This window comes from Bacillus gaemokensis (assembly GCF_001590835.1).
GTDB lineage: Bacteria > Bacillota > Bacilli > Bacillales > Bacillaceae_G > Bacillus_A > Bacillus_A gaemokensis.
Map to the genome: position 1 here is coordinate 435,321 of NZ_LTAQ01000012.1, position 13,855 is coordinate 449,175.

The window sequence follows — 13,855 nt, forward strand, 5'->3', positions numbered from 1 at the left end:
ACCTCAACTTATATGCGTTAAGCATGCGAAAAAAGGATCCTATCCGTGAAGGGATCCTTTTTTGCATTATTTTGTAGCAATTAATGTGTAAAGCCCAGGGACCCTAGTTTCAATTCCTTCTGAAGCAGAAGAAGGAAAGACCCAACGCTGATGAGAACCACGCTCTTCAATAAGTTCTTTAATGTGTAAGTCCGCTTGAGCAATTGCTGTAATAATTTCTCCTAATGTCCAGCGGCGAATTTTTGTTTTGGGTAGTGTGTCTCGCTGCTTTTGATCAAGTAGACTGCTGTAAGCAACGTTATCTTCAATAATCCCTTCATAGAAATAATCCCCGTTTGCTTGAAACATTGGATGGTCTATCGCTAATAACTTTGTATAAAGAGGATGATAGTCTCGAAGTATAAAAGTACCATCTTCTTTTAGAAGCTGAGAAATCAATTTAAAAAGTGGCTTAAGATCTAAAAAGTAATGGAGTACGCCTAGTTCTAACAAAACAACATCAAATGTTTTGGATAACGATATTTCTAGTACATCTGAGACAATATATTCGATAGAGATTCCTGAAGCATCGGCTAACTCATTTGCGTATCTTGCATTGCTTTCTGAAATATCTACAACCGTTACATCCGCTCCTAACAATGCAAAAGCAACAGCTTTGTTTCCTTTTGAACCAAGTAAATTAATGATGCGTGTTTCTTTTATGTTTTTTATGTAAGGTAGGTAATGCGATACCTCATGAGCGGGATCTTGTATGAGTTTCTTTGCATATTCTTCTGGAGTACCGTGCCGATTGGTCCACGCTTCATAAGCAGCTGCGTTCCAGCCTTTTTTATTGATTGTACTTAATTGTTGTTGATTCAATGAGGTCACTCCTTTCTGTGAACGTGTATATATTCGAAAAAAATTGTTCATTTCCTGTTTTTTTGTATATAAAGTTTGATTTTTCTGTCATTTAGTCGTAAAATACGTGTTATATATGAAAAGCGTTGAAAAGGAAAAGTAGAATGAAACTATTCTTTCCAGAGAGCTTCGGGAGCTGAGAAGAAGCAAGAATATTCATTTGAACAATGGCCTTTGAGCTTCGTCCTGAACTTATCAGATGATAAAAGTAGGAGGCGACGAGAGTTGTTTCTCGTTATCACAATCACAGTATAAGAGCTTATTTGGCTCCGTACTTGGCGAGGTCAGTTGTGTGAATAACTGACGAAATAAGGTGGTACCGCGACTGTTTATACAGCCCCGCCCTTATCTTTTTTAGAAGATAGGGGTGGGGCTTTTTTATATGTAAAGGAGGAATAGAAGATGAGTGTTTTTATTGGTGGAGCATGGCCTTATGCGAATGGTTCTTTGCATCTTGGGCATGTTGCGGGTCTATTACCAGGAGATATTGTAGCACGTTATTACAGAGCAAAAGGTGAAAGGGTTCTTTACGTATCAGGAAGCGATTGTAACGGAACCCCAATTGCCATTCGAGCAAAACAAGAAGGGGTTACTGCGAAAGAAATTGCAGATCATTATCATGAAGAATTCCAGCGATGTTTTAAGGGTCTTGGCTTTATATATGATTGTTATACACGTACAGATACAGAGCATCATCATCAAACTGTACAAAAGATTTTCTTACGATTATTAGAAGAAGGCTTTATTTATAAAAAGACAGTTGAGCAAGCATACTGCGAAGCATGTGTACAATTTTTACCAGATCGCTACGTAGAAGGGCTTTGTCCACATTGTCATGAACCAGCCCGTGGTGATCAATGTGATGCGTGCTCCGCTATTTTAGATCCGCTCGATTTATTAGACAAGAAATGTAAGTTATGTGGAAATACACCGGCAGTTAAGGAAACAGAGCATTTTTATTTTGCGCTTCATAAATTTCAGGAGCAGATTAAGAGTGCTGTATTAGTTGCAAAACAACAAGAAACATGGCGTGATAATGCAATTCAACTAACGGAGCGGTACTTACAAGAAGGATTACAGGACCGAGCAGTATCCCGCGATTTACCGATTGGAGTACCAATTCCAGTTAAGGGATATGAGGATAAGAAAATTTATGTATGGATTGAAGCAGTTGCTGGTTATTATTCAGCGAGTAAACGATGGGCAGAAGAAACAGGCAACAATGATAGTGAGTTTTGGGATCGTAATGCAAAAACATACTATGTGCACGGTAAGGATAATATCCCGTTTCATTCTATTATTTGGCCAGCTGTACTACTTGGAATCGGAGAAAAGGCGATTCCTCGTCATATTGTTTCTAACGAGTATTTAACAGTTGAGAAACGAAAATTATCGACAAGTAAAAACTGGGCCGTATGGGTACCAGATATATTAGAGCGATATGATCCTGATTCGATTCGTTACTTCTTAACAGTCAATGCACCGGAAAATCGCGATACTGACTTTTCGTGGCGTGAATTTATTTATAGCCATAATAGCGAATTACTGGGAGCCTATGGGAATTTTGTAAACCGTACATTAAAGTTTATTGAGAAATATTATGATGGTGCTGTGCCGAAAGGAAATGTCAATATAGTGTTGAAGGAACGAATAGAGAAGCTATATAGCAGTGTGGGCAGTTCAATTGAGCAGGCACATTTTAAGGTAGCATTAGAAACCATCTTTGAAACAGTTCGCTTTGCAAATAAATATTTTGATGAGCAGGCGCCATGGAAGCAAAGGGAGGAAGATCCGGTGGCTTGCGAAGAGACAATATACCACTGCACCTATTTCATTATGAATTTTGCGCAGCTACTTGAGCCATTTTTACCGTTTTCTAGTGAGAGAGTACGGAACATACTGGCCCTTACGAATTTAGGCTGGGAGTGTCAAAATAAACTGCCGGAGCGAGTGAATGATGTGCAGCCATTGTTCGAAAGAGTTGATGTGAGTCAGATTGAAAAAGAAGTTGAAAGGCTATACGAGGCATTAAAGTAAAAAGAGCACATCATGTGCTCTTTTTTTAGGCGCTATGTTCTATTGTGCGCTTCTTTTCTTTTCGCGTAGTCAGGATTTGTGGTGTGAAGATGCCAAGTAATATACAAGCAATGCCAAGCCACTGCATAGGCGATACGACTTCATGAACAAGTGTAATGGAAGCGATGATTGCTGTTGGTAATTCAGCTGCACCCAAGATTGTTCCAAGTCCGATTCCTACCTTTGGAACACCGATGGAGAAGCAAATTACGGGTACAATTACACCGAAAAATCCAAGGAAGAAAGCATATTTCCATAATCCAGCCTGCAGGGCACCATCTGTTAAGAAGGCTGGCGGAAAGAATAAGCAAACGATAAGCGTAGCGCTTGTTGTCATAAGAAAGCTTTTTGTATAGGGTGGTACGTTTGTAGCGACGCGACCGCTTGCAAAGACATAAAAGGAAAAAGAGACAGCGGCTAGTAGGCCAAAGATAATACCTTTTGTAGAGAAGTTTTGTCCAAACCCTTCAAATACACCACCTGCAAATAATGTTCCGGCAAATAAAAGGAGAATTGAAATTATTTTTTCGCTGCTTGGAAATGTTTTATTCGCAACAGCTTCAATGACTACGCCAATCCATGTGAATTGGAAGAGTAAAACAACAGCGATCGATGCTGGTAATTCTTCTACAGAAATCGCATAGAAAATGCCGGTCATGCTCATTGTTGTTCCAACAGCTAATAATGAAAATACTTGTTTTTTTGATACTTTATGACGTGAGAAAAACAGAACGAGTAGCAAAAGCCCAACCCAGCCAAATACGTATTGTCCGCCTAATAGTTCATGGGCAGAAAATCCGTTCATAAAGCCGAGCTTAAAAATAGTAGAAAGTACGCCGTAACTACAAGCTCCAAATAAAACTAATAATGAAAACTTAAATTTCTCCATAAAAAATCCTCCTTTTGAAAATAAAAAACGCCCGCTGTCCAAATAGGGACAACGGGCGAACGAAACAGAGTGAAAACTCTACAAAATTCCGCCACTCACAAACGAGTGTGAGTTTGGGTATGCAATTATGGAAAGTATGGGTTCGATTCCTTATTTGTACATGCTTTTTATGAATAGAATAATATAAAAATAATATAAAAGCAGATTGAAAATAAAACATGAATCAGTATTAGGAATCTAATTTATAACCAATACCTTTTACTGTTTTAATATAAGGTATATTTAATTTCTTTCGCAAGTTTTTTATATGGGTATCGATGACTCTCACATCACCATAGTATTCATAACCCCAAACTTTATCTAGTAAATCACTTCTTGATAACACTTTTCCTTGGTTTTGCAAAAACATAGCAATAATTTCGAATTCTTTCGTCGTTAATTCAACCTTCTCACCATTTATATAAGCAGTGTAAGCTGGGAAATTTAGCATGAGTTCGTTGAACTGCAAGATCCCCATGTTTTTTTCAGTTTCAGATGGAAGACCTCTTCTTAAAATCGCCTCAATCCGTTTTATGAACACAGTATGGTGAAACGGCTTTGTTATATAATCATCTATCCCAAGTTCAAATGCTCTAATTTCATTTTCTTTATCATAGCATTCAGATAACATTATAATAGGAATATTAGATTGACCTCTTATAATTTGGCAAGTACTATAGCCATCTATGTCAGGTAATATGGCATTAAGTAGGATAAGGTCATAGGAGTTTTTTTGAAACTTAAGTATGCCTTCTGTTCCAGAACTTGCAATGTCAATTTTATAGTTATGTTCTATTAAAAACGCCTGAATTCGTTTTTGTGTTTCTAAATGTGCTTCAATTGCTAGTATGCGTTTCACATTATCACTTCCTAAAGTATACGTTTACAAATATAGATTCAACTTGAAATGCCAAAATGGTTTACGATTGAATGAGATAGATGAGTGAGAGCTGTTTTGTTTTAGTTGGAAATGAAAAACGATTGATGAATGTTTCATCTTGTATGTATACTGCTCTTTCTTATGGAAGGAGAGAATTATACGCCACGATATTAACAAAAATATATTTAAATGTTTATTTTTGTTAATATTTAAATTTTTTATTTCCTGTTACATTATATATGTAAGGTAAGTATTTGACTACTTAAAAAATAATAAAAAAGAAGCCAAGATATAATGGTCTTGGCCACCTTCCAAATATTCTCTTTTATGCCATATTACTCCCTGTGAAAATCCGATTCGTGAGGGCTCACTGGATTTATAAGCTATTTTGTTACGATAACAGTTGCTTGTTTTTCCATGCGATCAAATAGCCAATGAATGTCTTCATTATACATGCGAATACATCCGAGTGTTGTGTTTTTTCCAATCGCTTGGTTATTGTTTGTTCCATGAACTGCATAAGTTGTTCCCCAAGTTCCAGCCATATTTAAACCCATCCAACGATCACCAAGAGGATTACGTGGGTCACCGCCTTTAATCCGTTTTGTATAGTATGGACGGTTTTTAATTTTATTTACAATAACAAATGAACCAAGTGGTGTTGGTGTATGTGCTTTTCCTGTAGCAACAGAAAAGCTTCTAATGAAAGCATCGTTTTGGTAGAAGTCCATTTTATTTGTAGTTGTGTTAACAATTAATTTTTGCTGTGGTGCAGGAGTGGGAGCAGGTGCAGCGGCTTCTGTTTTTTCATATGGAAGTATCGTACATAAGCCTAGTATAAAAATAGTACATAATAATTTCTTCATCATTTTCTCCTAGTAATGGTTTGTTTTATTATCAGATATAGAATACGTAATATAAAAAAATAAAATAGTGCATATACGAATTGCATTTGAACATGATGTAATAATTTGCGAATATTTTCATTGCATGTTTCAAAAAGAATTAATACTTTTTGACTATGGTTCGTTTTTGGTAGGAACAACATTTTCGATAGGATAAGATACCATTCTATTACACTCCTTTTCTATAAATTTAATAAAAGTTGCTCATTTTCATTTTGAAATGAAACATGAATGTGGGTGCGGAATTTGTGACAATTCCTAACAAATTCCGCTATAATTTTACATCATTAATATGAAGTTAATATGAAGACAACGTGGGGTTAATGTGGTTTTTGGATATTTGGTCGGTTTAATGGGAGTTTATCTGTAAAAAAAGGAAATGGTGCCCGTTTTAGAGGGGAAAGAGGAAAGAAGTTCGGAAAATAATTCGTGCAAAAATGAACGGAAAACGTTATTTATATTGTATATAGGAAGAAAAAATGAGAAAATTTTAAGATATATAGTAGATATTAGAGGAATTTTAGGGAATTTGAGTAGAAATTGGGTGTTTTCGTATCTTTCTTACAAAAATGTAATCTAAATGTAAGCAATTGTGATAGTTATTTCGACATTTTTTTTATACAATAATAGTAACAGTTTGTACGTGATGAATGCTGTCTATAAAAGAGAGAAGGAGAGATCGACATGGAATGGATTCATGAATTATTTCAGCAATACGGGTATTATGTTGTACTTGTTGGATTGCTATTAGAATATATTGCACTCCCGTTTCCAGGAGAGCCAACGTTAGCGTATGCGGGATATTTAGCTCATACAGGAGAATTACAATTACCACTTCTAATTCTCTTATCATTTATTGGAACGAGCGTTGGAATGACAATTCAGTATTTTTTAGGTAATAAACTTGGGATGCCTTTTGTGCAGAAATATGGAAAGTATGTGTTTTTAACACAAAGAAAAATTGATTTAACGAGAATGTGGTTTGATAAATATGGCTACTTCCTAATTTTTATCGGTTTCTTTATTCCAGGTGTGCGTCACTTTACTGGATACTTTGCAGGGATTATTAATTTACCATTCCGCCGCTTTGCGATAACAATTTATTCTGGAGCTTTATTCTGGGTATCGTTCTTCCTAATCGGTGGCTATTGGTTAGGCGGAAACTTGCATGATATCTTTGGAATGCTGGGACAGCACATAGGAAAAATCATTTGTGGAGTAGTTGTTATTGTAGCAATTGTACTTAGTGTACGTTTCCGTAAACAGTTGAAACGTGTATTTGTACAAAACGCAAATTAATATGGAATCCATTCTATGTCGAAAACTGGAAAAGGCAGTGCTGATGAGCACTGCCTTTTTTATTGTATGTTCCAGTTTGCTTTTATTTCCCCTTTAAGATCGTCACCAGTAACTACAATATAATATGTTCCAGTTTGCGTTGCTGAAAGTTGATAAGTATCTTCACTTATTTCTGACATAGGTTCTACTTTGTTAAACTCACTAGACATGTGAAATCCATATCCGCCGGTTGTAGGAAAGTAGAGCGTGAATTTGAGTGTTTCCCCTTTTTTAACATGGATTGGAATTTTATGTTCACCATTAAAATATGAAAAAGTTACCTCAAATTCATTTTTTGTAGTGTGTTCAACCCATTGTTCTTTCTTTGTAAAGTCGGTTGAAGCAATTGTAATAAATAAAATTGGAATGAGAATAGGGATGCTATATCGAAACCATTGCGAGTTTTGGGCAATATAGGTGCAGAAGTAAAAGAAAACAGCGCAAATCGCTCCAATTGAACCTGTAATGAAAAAGAAGATACACGGTTCATCGCTGAACAATTGAACAGGAAGAAAAAATAGATAACCACAAATGATATACAGTAATACTTTTTTTGTAATGCTTGTTTGTATTAGAGAGAGTTTATCAATGATGAACGAGCACAAAATCGCATAGCAGAAGAGAACATAAAACCAAAGATTATATAGTAATCCAGATAAAAAATCTGAGATTTTATACAAATCAAACTTATCTTGTATAAAGAGAAATAGTACAAAAGAAAAAGAAATAAAGCAAGCTGCAGAAAGTTTAATGAGAAGATAAGAAAAAATTGATTTTTTATCCATATTTCACCTCTTATAGTAGTTATTTTAAATTATATAGAATTTCTTCATAAGAATGTATAATTAATTTTGACATATATTAATGTCAAAATGACAATAATAATTGACAATCAAGAGGATATTATTTACAATTTTAATTAAATAAACGAAAAAGAGGTCGATTATGAAGCTTCAAAATCGAGTGAGAGAATTTCGAGCAAAGCATCGAATGTCACAAGGAGATCTAGGGAAAGCGATCGATTCATCGAGGCAAACAATTAGCTTAATTGAGCGCGGGGATTATGCACCGTCGATTGTGCTGTCTCTGAAGATTGCCCATGTTTTTGAGGTGCCCGTGGAGGAGATATTTACTTTAGTAGAGGGGGAAGATGGAGATGAAGAGTAGAGTGAAGGGGAGAATGTTTTCTGTATTGAAGGTTCTAGTAGGAATGGTATGCGGCTTTTTTGTAGGCTACATATTAGCGGATATTTTTACACCAGGTGATAAAAAGTTACCTCCTTATATAGGGTTCGTTATGATGGCTCTGTTTGGGGGAGGGGTTATATACTACGTATGGAAACGTACAAGGGCGCTAGCTCAAATACGAGATGAAGAAGAAAGTATACAAGGGCGAAGATTGGGACTACGATTCATCTATTTTCGAGTAATTGAAATCGTTGTGATGTCCTGGTTTGTCTGTTCAGTCATTTCTTTTTATCGTGTGCATACAAATGGAATGGATGTATTATTTGGTGGTGTCAATGTAGCTCTAGCTACATTATGTTTAATTCTTATTACTTGGTTAGGATTGACCATGAAAAAACGATATAACACACTGTACCCTGAACAAAGTGTAACGTATTCACAGTCGATGGAGATGTGGGCCAAAAATGCAGATGAAGGGCAAAAACATATTGTACATGAAGCGGGATATAAAGCGTATCAATATACAAATATGACCCTTGCGTGTGCATGGTTCGCAGCGATTGCGTACACGCTCTTGGATGGTACAGATTTCTTTATAATTACTCTTATTTCGTTTGTCTGGATTTTACATATTGGAACATACATGTACGAAATGCATAAAAAAATGATCTACTAAAGTACAAGGAAAGAGGATATCTTACGCGAAGTGAGACATCCTCTTAGCATTTATGTAACCTTATTAGGTTACATAAATGCTAAGAGGAGAGTAGAATGAAAGGACTTCCTTAATGGGAAGAAGAGACGTTTTGTAGGCGTTACATATGGGTATTTTGATGCTTATTTTGCTACTCTTGCTTATTTATATGTTTTGTAAAGTGACATATGTAGCATTGAAGCTATTAGCGATTGTGTTGATTATTGTGTTTATTGTTCAATTTGGAGAAAAACTGCTTGGGTTATAGCTGTGGTTTCTAGACTCCGAGGCTATGGTGCTTGTCGCATTTTGTCGGACGGTCGATATATTGAAAAAAGAAGCTGTAAAAATGCAGCTTCTTTTTATTTGTTTATAAATTGTTTATTTTTACCTCCTATTCTAAAAGCAAGGAGGCGATGATGATGAAAAAAGCGGTGTTAGAAGTAAAAGATGTGACGAAAAAGGTGAAGGGGAGAAGCTTGTTAAACCATATGTCTTTTTCCGTTTATAAAAATGAAATTTGTGGTTTTGTTGGGCCGAATGGTTCTGGCAAAACGACATTGATACGAACAATTATGGGACTTATTAAACCGAATGAGGGAGAAATTTTAATTAACGGTGTCAGTGTACAAAAAAATCGTGAAGAGGCACTTCAGTATGTAGGCGCGATTGTAGAATCACCAATTTTCTTCCCTTATATGTCTGGACGAAAAAACTTACGAAATTTAGGTCGAATCACGATGAACTGCGGGAGAGAGAATTTAGAGAAGAAGGTTGAGCAAGTGTTAAAAATCGTTGGATTAGAAAATCGTGCTGATGATAAGGTGGGCACGTATTCATTAGGAATGAAGCAGCGGTTAGGGATTGCGCAGGCACTTATTGGAGATCCTGATTTTATTATTTTAGATGAGCCTTCCAACGGATTAGATCCAGTTGGGATTAAACAGCTTCGAAAAATTGTGCTCGATTTACAGCGGGAAAAAGGCATTACCTTTTTCATTTCAAGTCATTTAATCCGTGAGCTAGAGCTGATGTGTGATTCATGGGTGATGATTCGGGAAGGAGCACTCATTTGGCGAGGGACGACGGAAGAGCTAAAAGGAAATAACAAGGATCTAGAAGATATCTTTGTGGAGATGATGAGCTCATGAGGATGTTAGTGCGCTCTGAATGGGAGCGACTTTGGGCGAAGAAGGTGACGTGGCTTTGTTTTGCGATGATACCGGTGATGTTGCTTGGGGCAGCGAAGTATTTTTTGACACATAATCAAGAGGTAGCAAAGACCGCAGTGGATTATACGTATGCGAATTCTTTTCCTGTTTTAGCATTATCTGAAATGCTTATGAGCATATGTAATCTTATTTTACTTGTCTTGATTGTTCTTGTATTTGCTCAAGAATATCATAGTGGGCAAATACGTATGGTGTTACAACGTGTGTATACATATTCTCAGGTTCTTGTTGCAAAGACCATTACAATATTGTTGGTTATGTTGTTGTTTATAGGGGGCTATTTTATTTGTAGCTATCTCATTGGTTATATTTTCTTCGAACATGAATCGAATATTCGTTTATTTTATCATCAGGAAAAAATGGATGGGATAGGTGTGTTTTTCTATAGTATCTCGTATTACGGAATTGCCTATATCACTTTAATAGCTATGGCAAGTATATTAATTATGCTAGCTGTTATGAGTAAATCGGTAACGAGTGCAACACTTATGGGCATGGGATTTATTATATTTTCTGTCGGATATCCAGCTCTGGCTACAATTATAGGGAAATCATCTGTTTTTCTTTATATTAATTATTCCTCTTTAGTTAAATTACAGCATGAAGGAATTGCTATATCATTAGGCGGATATAGCTGGATGAGCTTTTGGGGATCCAGAATTTTATTTATGTATATTGTTCTTTGTAATGTTGTCACGCTTTATGGGATAGGAAAAAGAGATAATTTTGTGTGAGGTGTAAACGATGAGACAAATACTTGTAAGCGAATTTGAAAGAATGTTTGAACGAAAGAAAACAAAAGTGTTAATGATTATTTTTGGACTACTGCTCATTTTAAATAGTCTATGGGTTCATAAATTTGGAGCTGCTATTTATGATTCAAAAGGAACAGAAGCGATATTAAGTAATTTAAACTTTTCTGTAGCGGTTACAAGAGAATGGTATTTTCCTTTATTTTTATTGATTTTTCCAATCTTATTTATAGATAGTTTTAATAGCGAAATTTCTTCTGGTGCCTATCGTCTTATTATGATTCGCCCAGTGAGTAGATGGAAATTGTTATTTGTGAAATGGATCACCCAAGTAATGATGATCAGTTTATTTTTATTAGTAGCTTTTGTCATTAGTTATGGTTATGGGTCGTTTTTTGTAAAACATGCGGAACAAACAGTGTTTTTGAATAAGCAAGTTACCTATGGTGCAGGAGCTGCACTTTTATATACTGTGAAATATTATTTAATACTATGGTTTATTGCGAGTTCTTTATTAATGTTGACTAGTTTTGTAAGTTTATGGTTTCAAAATTCAGTCATAACTTATTTTGTGACAATTGGATTAATAGTAGCTGGTTTGTATGTGAATGAAGGATTTAGTTATTTTTTAATTGGAAGTGAATCCATTCTCAGAGTATTAAGTGAAGGGAAAACCACATTTTACCTGATAAATGGTACAATTTTAGGAGGATGTGCACTAGCAGCTATGTTTTATTGGCGCAACAAAGATGTATATAACTAAGGGGGAAATACCATGACGGACAAAATATTACTTGTAGATGATGAACCAGATATTATTACATTCATTGAGGATAGTCTTGTCATGGAGGGCTATGAAGTAAGAAGTGCGCTAAATGGAGAAGAAGCCTTAAAGCAGTTAGATAGCAGTATAGATTTAATTGTTTTAGATGTCATGCTTCCAGATATAAGTGGGTTTAAAGTATGTCAAAAGATTCGAGAGTCCCATACATGTCCCGTTTTATTTTTAAGTGCTGATAGCAGAGAGCAATCACGCATTGAAGGATTGATGATTGGCGGAGATGATTATATTAATAAGCCATTTAGTTTAAAGGAATTAAAAGCGCGAATCATTGCCAATTTACGCCGTGCTACAGATTTAAAGGAACCGTCTGAGAAGCATGTTCTTCGTTATGGAAACATTGTAATTGATTTGCAGAGTTATGAAGTGATATCGGGAAATCAAACGATTCATTTTACAAAGAAGGAATTTGAGGTTGTAAAGATGCTCGCACTTCATTCTGGGCAAGTATTAACGAAGGAACAGCTTTTTGAAAAAATATGGGGTTACGATAGTGAAAGTGATGTGTCTACTGTTGTCGAACATATGAAGAAGATACGAACGAAGCTCAGCATGTATGATCGGGAGCATACTTATATCCAGACAGTGTGGGGGATTGGGTATAAGTGGAGTGTACAGGCGTGATGGAGAGGTTGCGGATTAAACAACAGTTAATTGTTGGGTTCATTACTATAATAGTGGGGAGCATTCTTTTATCCATTGCAACGCTTGGAGCATTTGTATATTGGTGGCAAAAGAGTGGAGACCAATTAATGCAACCAGCTAATTACTATGAAAAAAAGATTCCAATGATTCAAGAGTATGCAACCAAAAAAGGAGAGCGGTTACTAGATAAAGAAGAGCAGAAAGACTTGGAGAAGTTAATTCCAAGAGAAGGGATTACATATCAAGTAATTGATTCAAAAGGAGAAAGGAAATATGGAACATATAAAAGACAGGTAATAAGTAAAAATAATCCACTACCTAAAAATCTAAATATGAGTTTACATGTAGAAGATATTGATAAAAATACAACTTATTATACGCCGCTTATGAGTGATGATGGAGAATTGAAAGGGGCATTGGGACTTAACTATACATTAAAGGTTTCTTATGCGAATCGTTGGATTGTTTTTATTATTGTATTTGTGATGGGATCTCCTTTTATATATGTTAGTTTGTTATCATATGTTGTTTCTCATCGGATTGGAAAAAGGCTATCTAGACCGATCAAAGAATTAGTAGATGCTTCAAAACGAATCAAAGCACGTGACTTAAATTTCCACATAGAATACAAAGGGAAAAACGAAATTGGAGAACTTGTTGCATCATTTGAAAACATGCGTGCAGCACTAGCTGATAGTTTATCCCGTCAGTGGGAGTTAGAGGAAGAGCGGAGAGAATATGTCAGAGCGATTTCCCACGATTTAAAAACACCACTAACAATTGTACAAGGGCATACAGAAGGACTGCAAAGTGGTTTATGGAAAAATGAAGAGTTGTTACAGCGCTATTTACAGACGATTGAACGGAATACAAATCGAATGGTAAAGCTTCTCGGGGAGTTTAATACGGTGAATGAATTAGAGAGTTTTTCGTTTCAATTGTTGTTAAGTGAAGTAAACATGGAGAGCTTTTTCCGTAAAAAGATAGAAGAATATGAGTGTGTTGCCAAGAAAAAAGAGATAGAATGGAACGTTATGTTTGAAAATGAGGATGATATAAAGACGCTCGTATTTGATCAAGAGAGAATGAGTCAAGTAATGGATAATATGGTGATGAATGGTGTGCGTTTTACGCCGGAGAAAGGCAGGATGTTGGTAAAGGTATGCATCCAGCATGATGAACTGCAGTTTCATGTGTATGATTCAGGTCCTGGTTTTCAATCTGGAGATGTGCAAAAAGTATTTCAGCGCTTTTATCAGGAAGATAAATCACGCTCAAGTAGTAAAGGACATTCTGGGCTTGGATTGTACATTGCAAAGACGATTGTAGGGAAGCATGGCGGGAATATATTTGCGGAAAATAGTTCAGTATGTGGCGGGGCGCATGTGTGGTTTCGAATTCCATAAGTTTAATGAGGTGTCACATTTTGTAGAAGCGTCGATATGTTGTGTCGAATCGCCGATATATGAGAAGAAT

The 13,855-nt window shown here is 35.9% G+C and carries 15 protein-coding genes and 1 other annotated feature; of the genes, 10 read left to right on the top strand and 5 right to left on the bottom strand.

The genetic code is table 11. The features are described from left to right. Positions 1 to 66: 66 nt before the first annotated feature. Positions 67 to 861: a class I SAM-dependent methyltransferase gene (locus AZF08_RS13255; protein ID WP_033673142.1), complete on the bottom strand. Its 795-nt coding sequence runs from the start codon at positions 859 to 861 to the stop codon at positions 67 to 69. 116 nt (positions 862 to 977) lie between these two features. Then, positions 978 to 1,250: a binding site (T-box leader), on the top strand. 52 nt (positions 1,251 to 1,302) lie between these two features. Here AZF08_RS13255 and metG point away from each other — a divergent pair. Further along, a complete protein-coding gene (metG, locus tag AZF08_RS13260) occupies positions 1,303 to 2,937 on the top strand; it encodes a methionine--tRNA ligase (RefSeq protein ID WP_033673141.1) in 1,635 nt (544 codons plus the stop codon). A 25-nt stretch (positions 2,938 to 2,962) separates the two neighbouring features. On the opposite strand, the gene AZF08_RS13265 is transcribed toward metG, so the two are convergent. The 3 genes from AZF08_RS13265 to AZF08_RS13275 form a co-directional block, all read right to left on the bottom strand. Further along, positions 2,963 to 3,865 carry an EamA family transporter gene (locus AZF08_RS13265; protein ID WP_033673140.1) on the bottom strand — a complete coding sequence of 301 codons (903 nt, stop codon included), beginning with the start codon at positions 3,863 to 3,865 and terminating at the stop codon, positions 2,963 to 2,965. Positions 3,866 to 4,094: 229 nt separating this feature from the next. Continuing rightward, complete coding sequence (locus tag AZF08_RS13270) at positions 4,095 to 4,763, bottom strand: response regulator transcription factor (protein WP_033673139.1); 669 nt, start codon at positions 4,761 to 4,763, stop codon at positions 4,095 to 4,097. Positions 4,764 to 5,167: 404 nt separating this feature from the next. Next, positions 5,168 to 5,653, bottom strand: coding sequence for a L,D-transpeptidase (locus AZF08_RS13275; RefSeq protein WP_033673137.1), 486 nt, complete (start codon positions 5,651 to 5,653; stop codon positions 5,168 to 5,170). 720 nt (positions 5,654 to 6,373) lie between these two features. Here AZF08_RS13275 and AZF08_RS13280 point away from each other — a divergent pair. Continuing rightward, entirely contained in the window at positions 6,374 to 6,988 is a 615-nt protein-coding gene (locus tag AZF08_RS13280; protein WP_033673135.1) for a DedA family protein, read from the top strand. 59 nt (positions 6,989 to 7,047) lie between these two features. Here the strand turns inward: AZF08_RS13280 and AZF08_RS13285 are convergent, their stop codons facing one another. Then, a complete protein-coding gene (locus tag AZF08_RS13285; RefSeq protein WP_033673134.1) occupies positions 7,048 to 7,812 on the bottom strand; it encodes a cupredoxin domain-containing protein in 765 nt (254 codons plus the stop codon). Positions 7,813 to 7,972: 160 nt separating this feature from the next. On the opposite strand from AZF08_RS13285, the gene AZF08_RS13290 reads away from it, so the two are divergent. From AZF08_RS13290 to AZF08_RS13320, 8 genes are all read left to right on the top strand, one after another. Next, positions 7,973 to 8,194 carry a helix-turn-helix transcriptional regulator gene (locus AZF08_RS13290; RefSeq protein ID WP_033673133.1) on the top strand — a complete coding sequence of 74 codons (222 nt, stop codon included), beginning with the start codon at positions 7,973 to 7,975 and terminating at the stop codon, positions 8,192 to 8,194. Then, positions 8,178 to 8,891, top strand: a complete 714-nt coding sequence (locus AZF08_RS13295) for a DUF3169 family protein (RefSeq protein WP_033673131.1) — start codon at positions 8,178 to 8,180, stop codon at positions 8,889 to 8,891. The genes AZF08_RS13290 and AZF08_RS13295 overlap by 17 nt, the downstream gene beginning before the upstream one ends. A 157-nt stretch (positions 8,892 to 9,048) precedes the next feature. Further along, complete coding sequence (locus AZF08_RS28185) at positions 9,049 to 9,177, top strand: DUF3985 family protein (RefSeq protein ID WP_407639480.1); 129 nt, start codon at positions 9,049 to 9,051, stop codon at positions 9,175 to 9,177. 154 nt (positions 9,178 to 9,331) lie between these two features. After that, positions 9,332 to 10,060, top strand: a complete 729-nt coding sequence (locus AZF08_RS13300) for an ABC transporter ATP-binding protein (RefSeq protein ID WP_082245996.1) — start codon at positions 9,332 to 9,334, stop codon at positions 10,058 to 10,060. Beyond that, positions 10,057 to 10,875 carry an ABC transporter permease subunit gene (locus tag AZF08_RS13305; protein ID WP_033673128.1) on the top strand — a complete coding sequence of 273 codons (819 nt, stop codon included), beginning with the start codon at positions 10,057 to 10,059 and terminating at the stop codon, positions 10,873 to 10,875. The genes AZF08_RS13300 and AZF08_RS13305 overlap by 4 nt, the downstream gene beginning before the upstream one ends. A gap of 10 nt (positions 10,876 to 10,885) precedes the next feature. Then, positions 10,886 to 11,656, top strand: coding sequence for an ABC transporter permease (locus tag AZF08_RS13310; RefSeq protein ID WP_033673126.1), 771 nt, complete (start codon positions 10,886 to 10,888; stop codon positions 11,654 to 11,656). A gap of 12 nt (positions 11,657 to 11,668) precedes the next feature. Next, positions 11,669 to 12,358 carry a response regulator transcription factor gene (locus AZF08_RS13315; RefSeq protein WP_033673124.1) on the top strand — a complete coding sequence of 230 codons (690 nt, stop codon included), beginning with the start codon at positions 11,669 to 11,671 and terminating at the stop codon, positions 12,356 to 12,358. Next, a complete protein-coding gene (locus tag AZF08_RS13320; protein ID WP_235190021.1) occupies positions 12,340 to 13,785 on the top strand; it encodes a sensor histidine kinase in 1,446 nt (481 codons plus the stop codon). Before AZF08_RS13315 ends, AZF08_RS13320 begins: the two co-directional genes overlap by 19 nt. Positions 13,786 to 13,855: the final 70 nt, after the last annotated feature.

What these genes read in the sequence shown, in the direction of transcription:
- AZF08_RS13310 (WP_033673126.1), top strand. Translation starts at nt 10,886, where the DNA reads ATGAGACAAATACTTGTAAGCGAATTTGAAAGAATGTTTGAACGAAAG.
- AZF08_RS13265 (WP_033673140.1), bottom strand. Translation starts at nt 3,865, where the DNA reads ATGGAGAAATTTAAGTTTTCATTATTAGTTTTATTTGGAGCTTGTAGT.
- AZF08_RS13275 (WP_033673137.1), bottom strand. Translation starts at nt 5,653, where the DNA reads ATGATGAAGAAATTATTATGTACTATTTTTATACTAGGCTTATGTACG.
- AZF08_RS13305 (WP_033673128.1), top strand. Translation starts at nt 10,057, where the DNA reads ATGAGGATGTTAGTGCGCTCTGAATGGGAGCGACTTTGGGCGAAGAAG.
- AZF08_RS13285 (WP_033673134.1), bottom strand. Translation starts at nt 7,812, where the DNA reads ATGGATAAAAAATCAATTTTTTCTTATCTTCTCATTAAACTTTCTGCA.
- AZF08_RS13300 (WP_082245996.1), top strand. Translation starts at nt 9,332, where the DNA reads ATGAAAAAAGCGGTGTTAGAAGTAAAAGATGTGACGAAAAAGGTGAAG.
- AZF08_RS13315 (WP_033673124.1), top strand. Translation starts at nt 11,669, where the DNA reads ATGACGGACAAAATATTACTTGTAGATGATGAACCAGATATTATTACA.
- AZF08_RS13280 (WP_033673135.1), top strand. Translation starts at nt 6,374, where the DNA reads ATGGAATGGATTCATGAATTATTTCAGCAATACGGGTATTATGTTGTA.
- metG (WP_033673141.1), top strand. Translation starts at nt 1,303, where the DNA reads ATGAGTGTTTTTATTGGTGGAGCATGGCCTTATGCGAATGGTTCTTTG.
- AZF08_RS13295 (WP_033673131.1), top strand. Translation starts at nt 8,178, where the DNA reads ATGGAGATGAAGAGTAGAGTGAAGGGGAGAATGTTTTCTGTATTGAAG.
- AZF08_RS28185 (WP_407639480.1), top strand. Translation starts at nt 9,049, where the DNA reads ATGCTTATTTTGCTACTCTTGCTTATTTATATGTTTTGTAAAGTGACA.
- AZF08_RS13290 (WP_033673133.1), top strand. Translation starts at nt 7,973, where the DNA reads ATGAAGCTTCAAAATCGAGTGAGAGAATTTCGAGCAAAGCATCGAATG.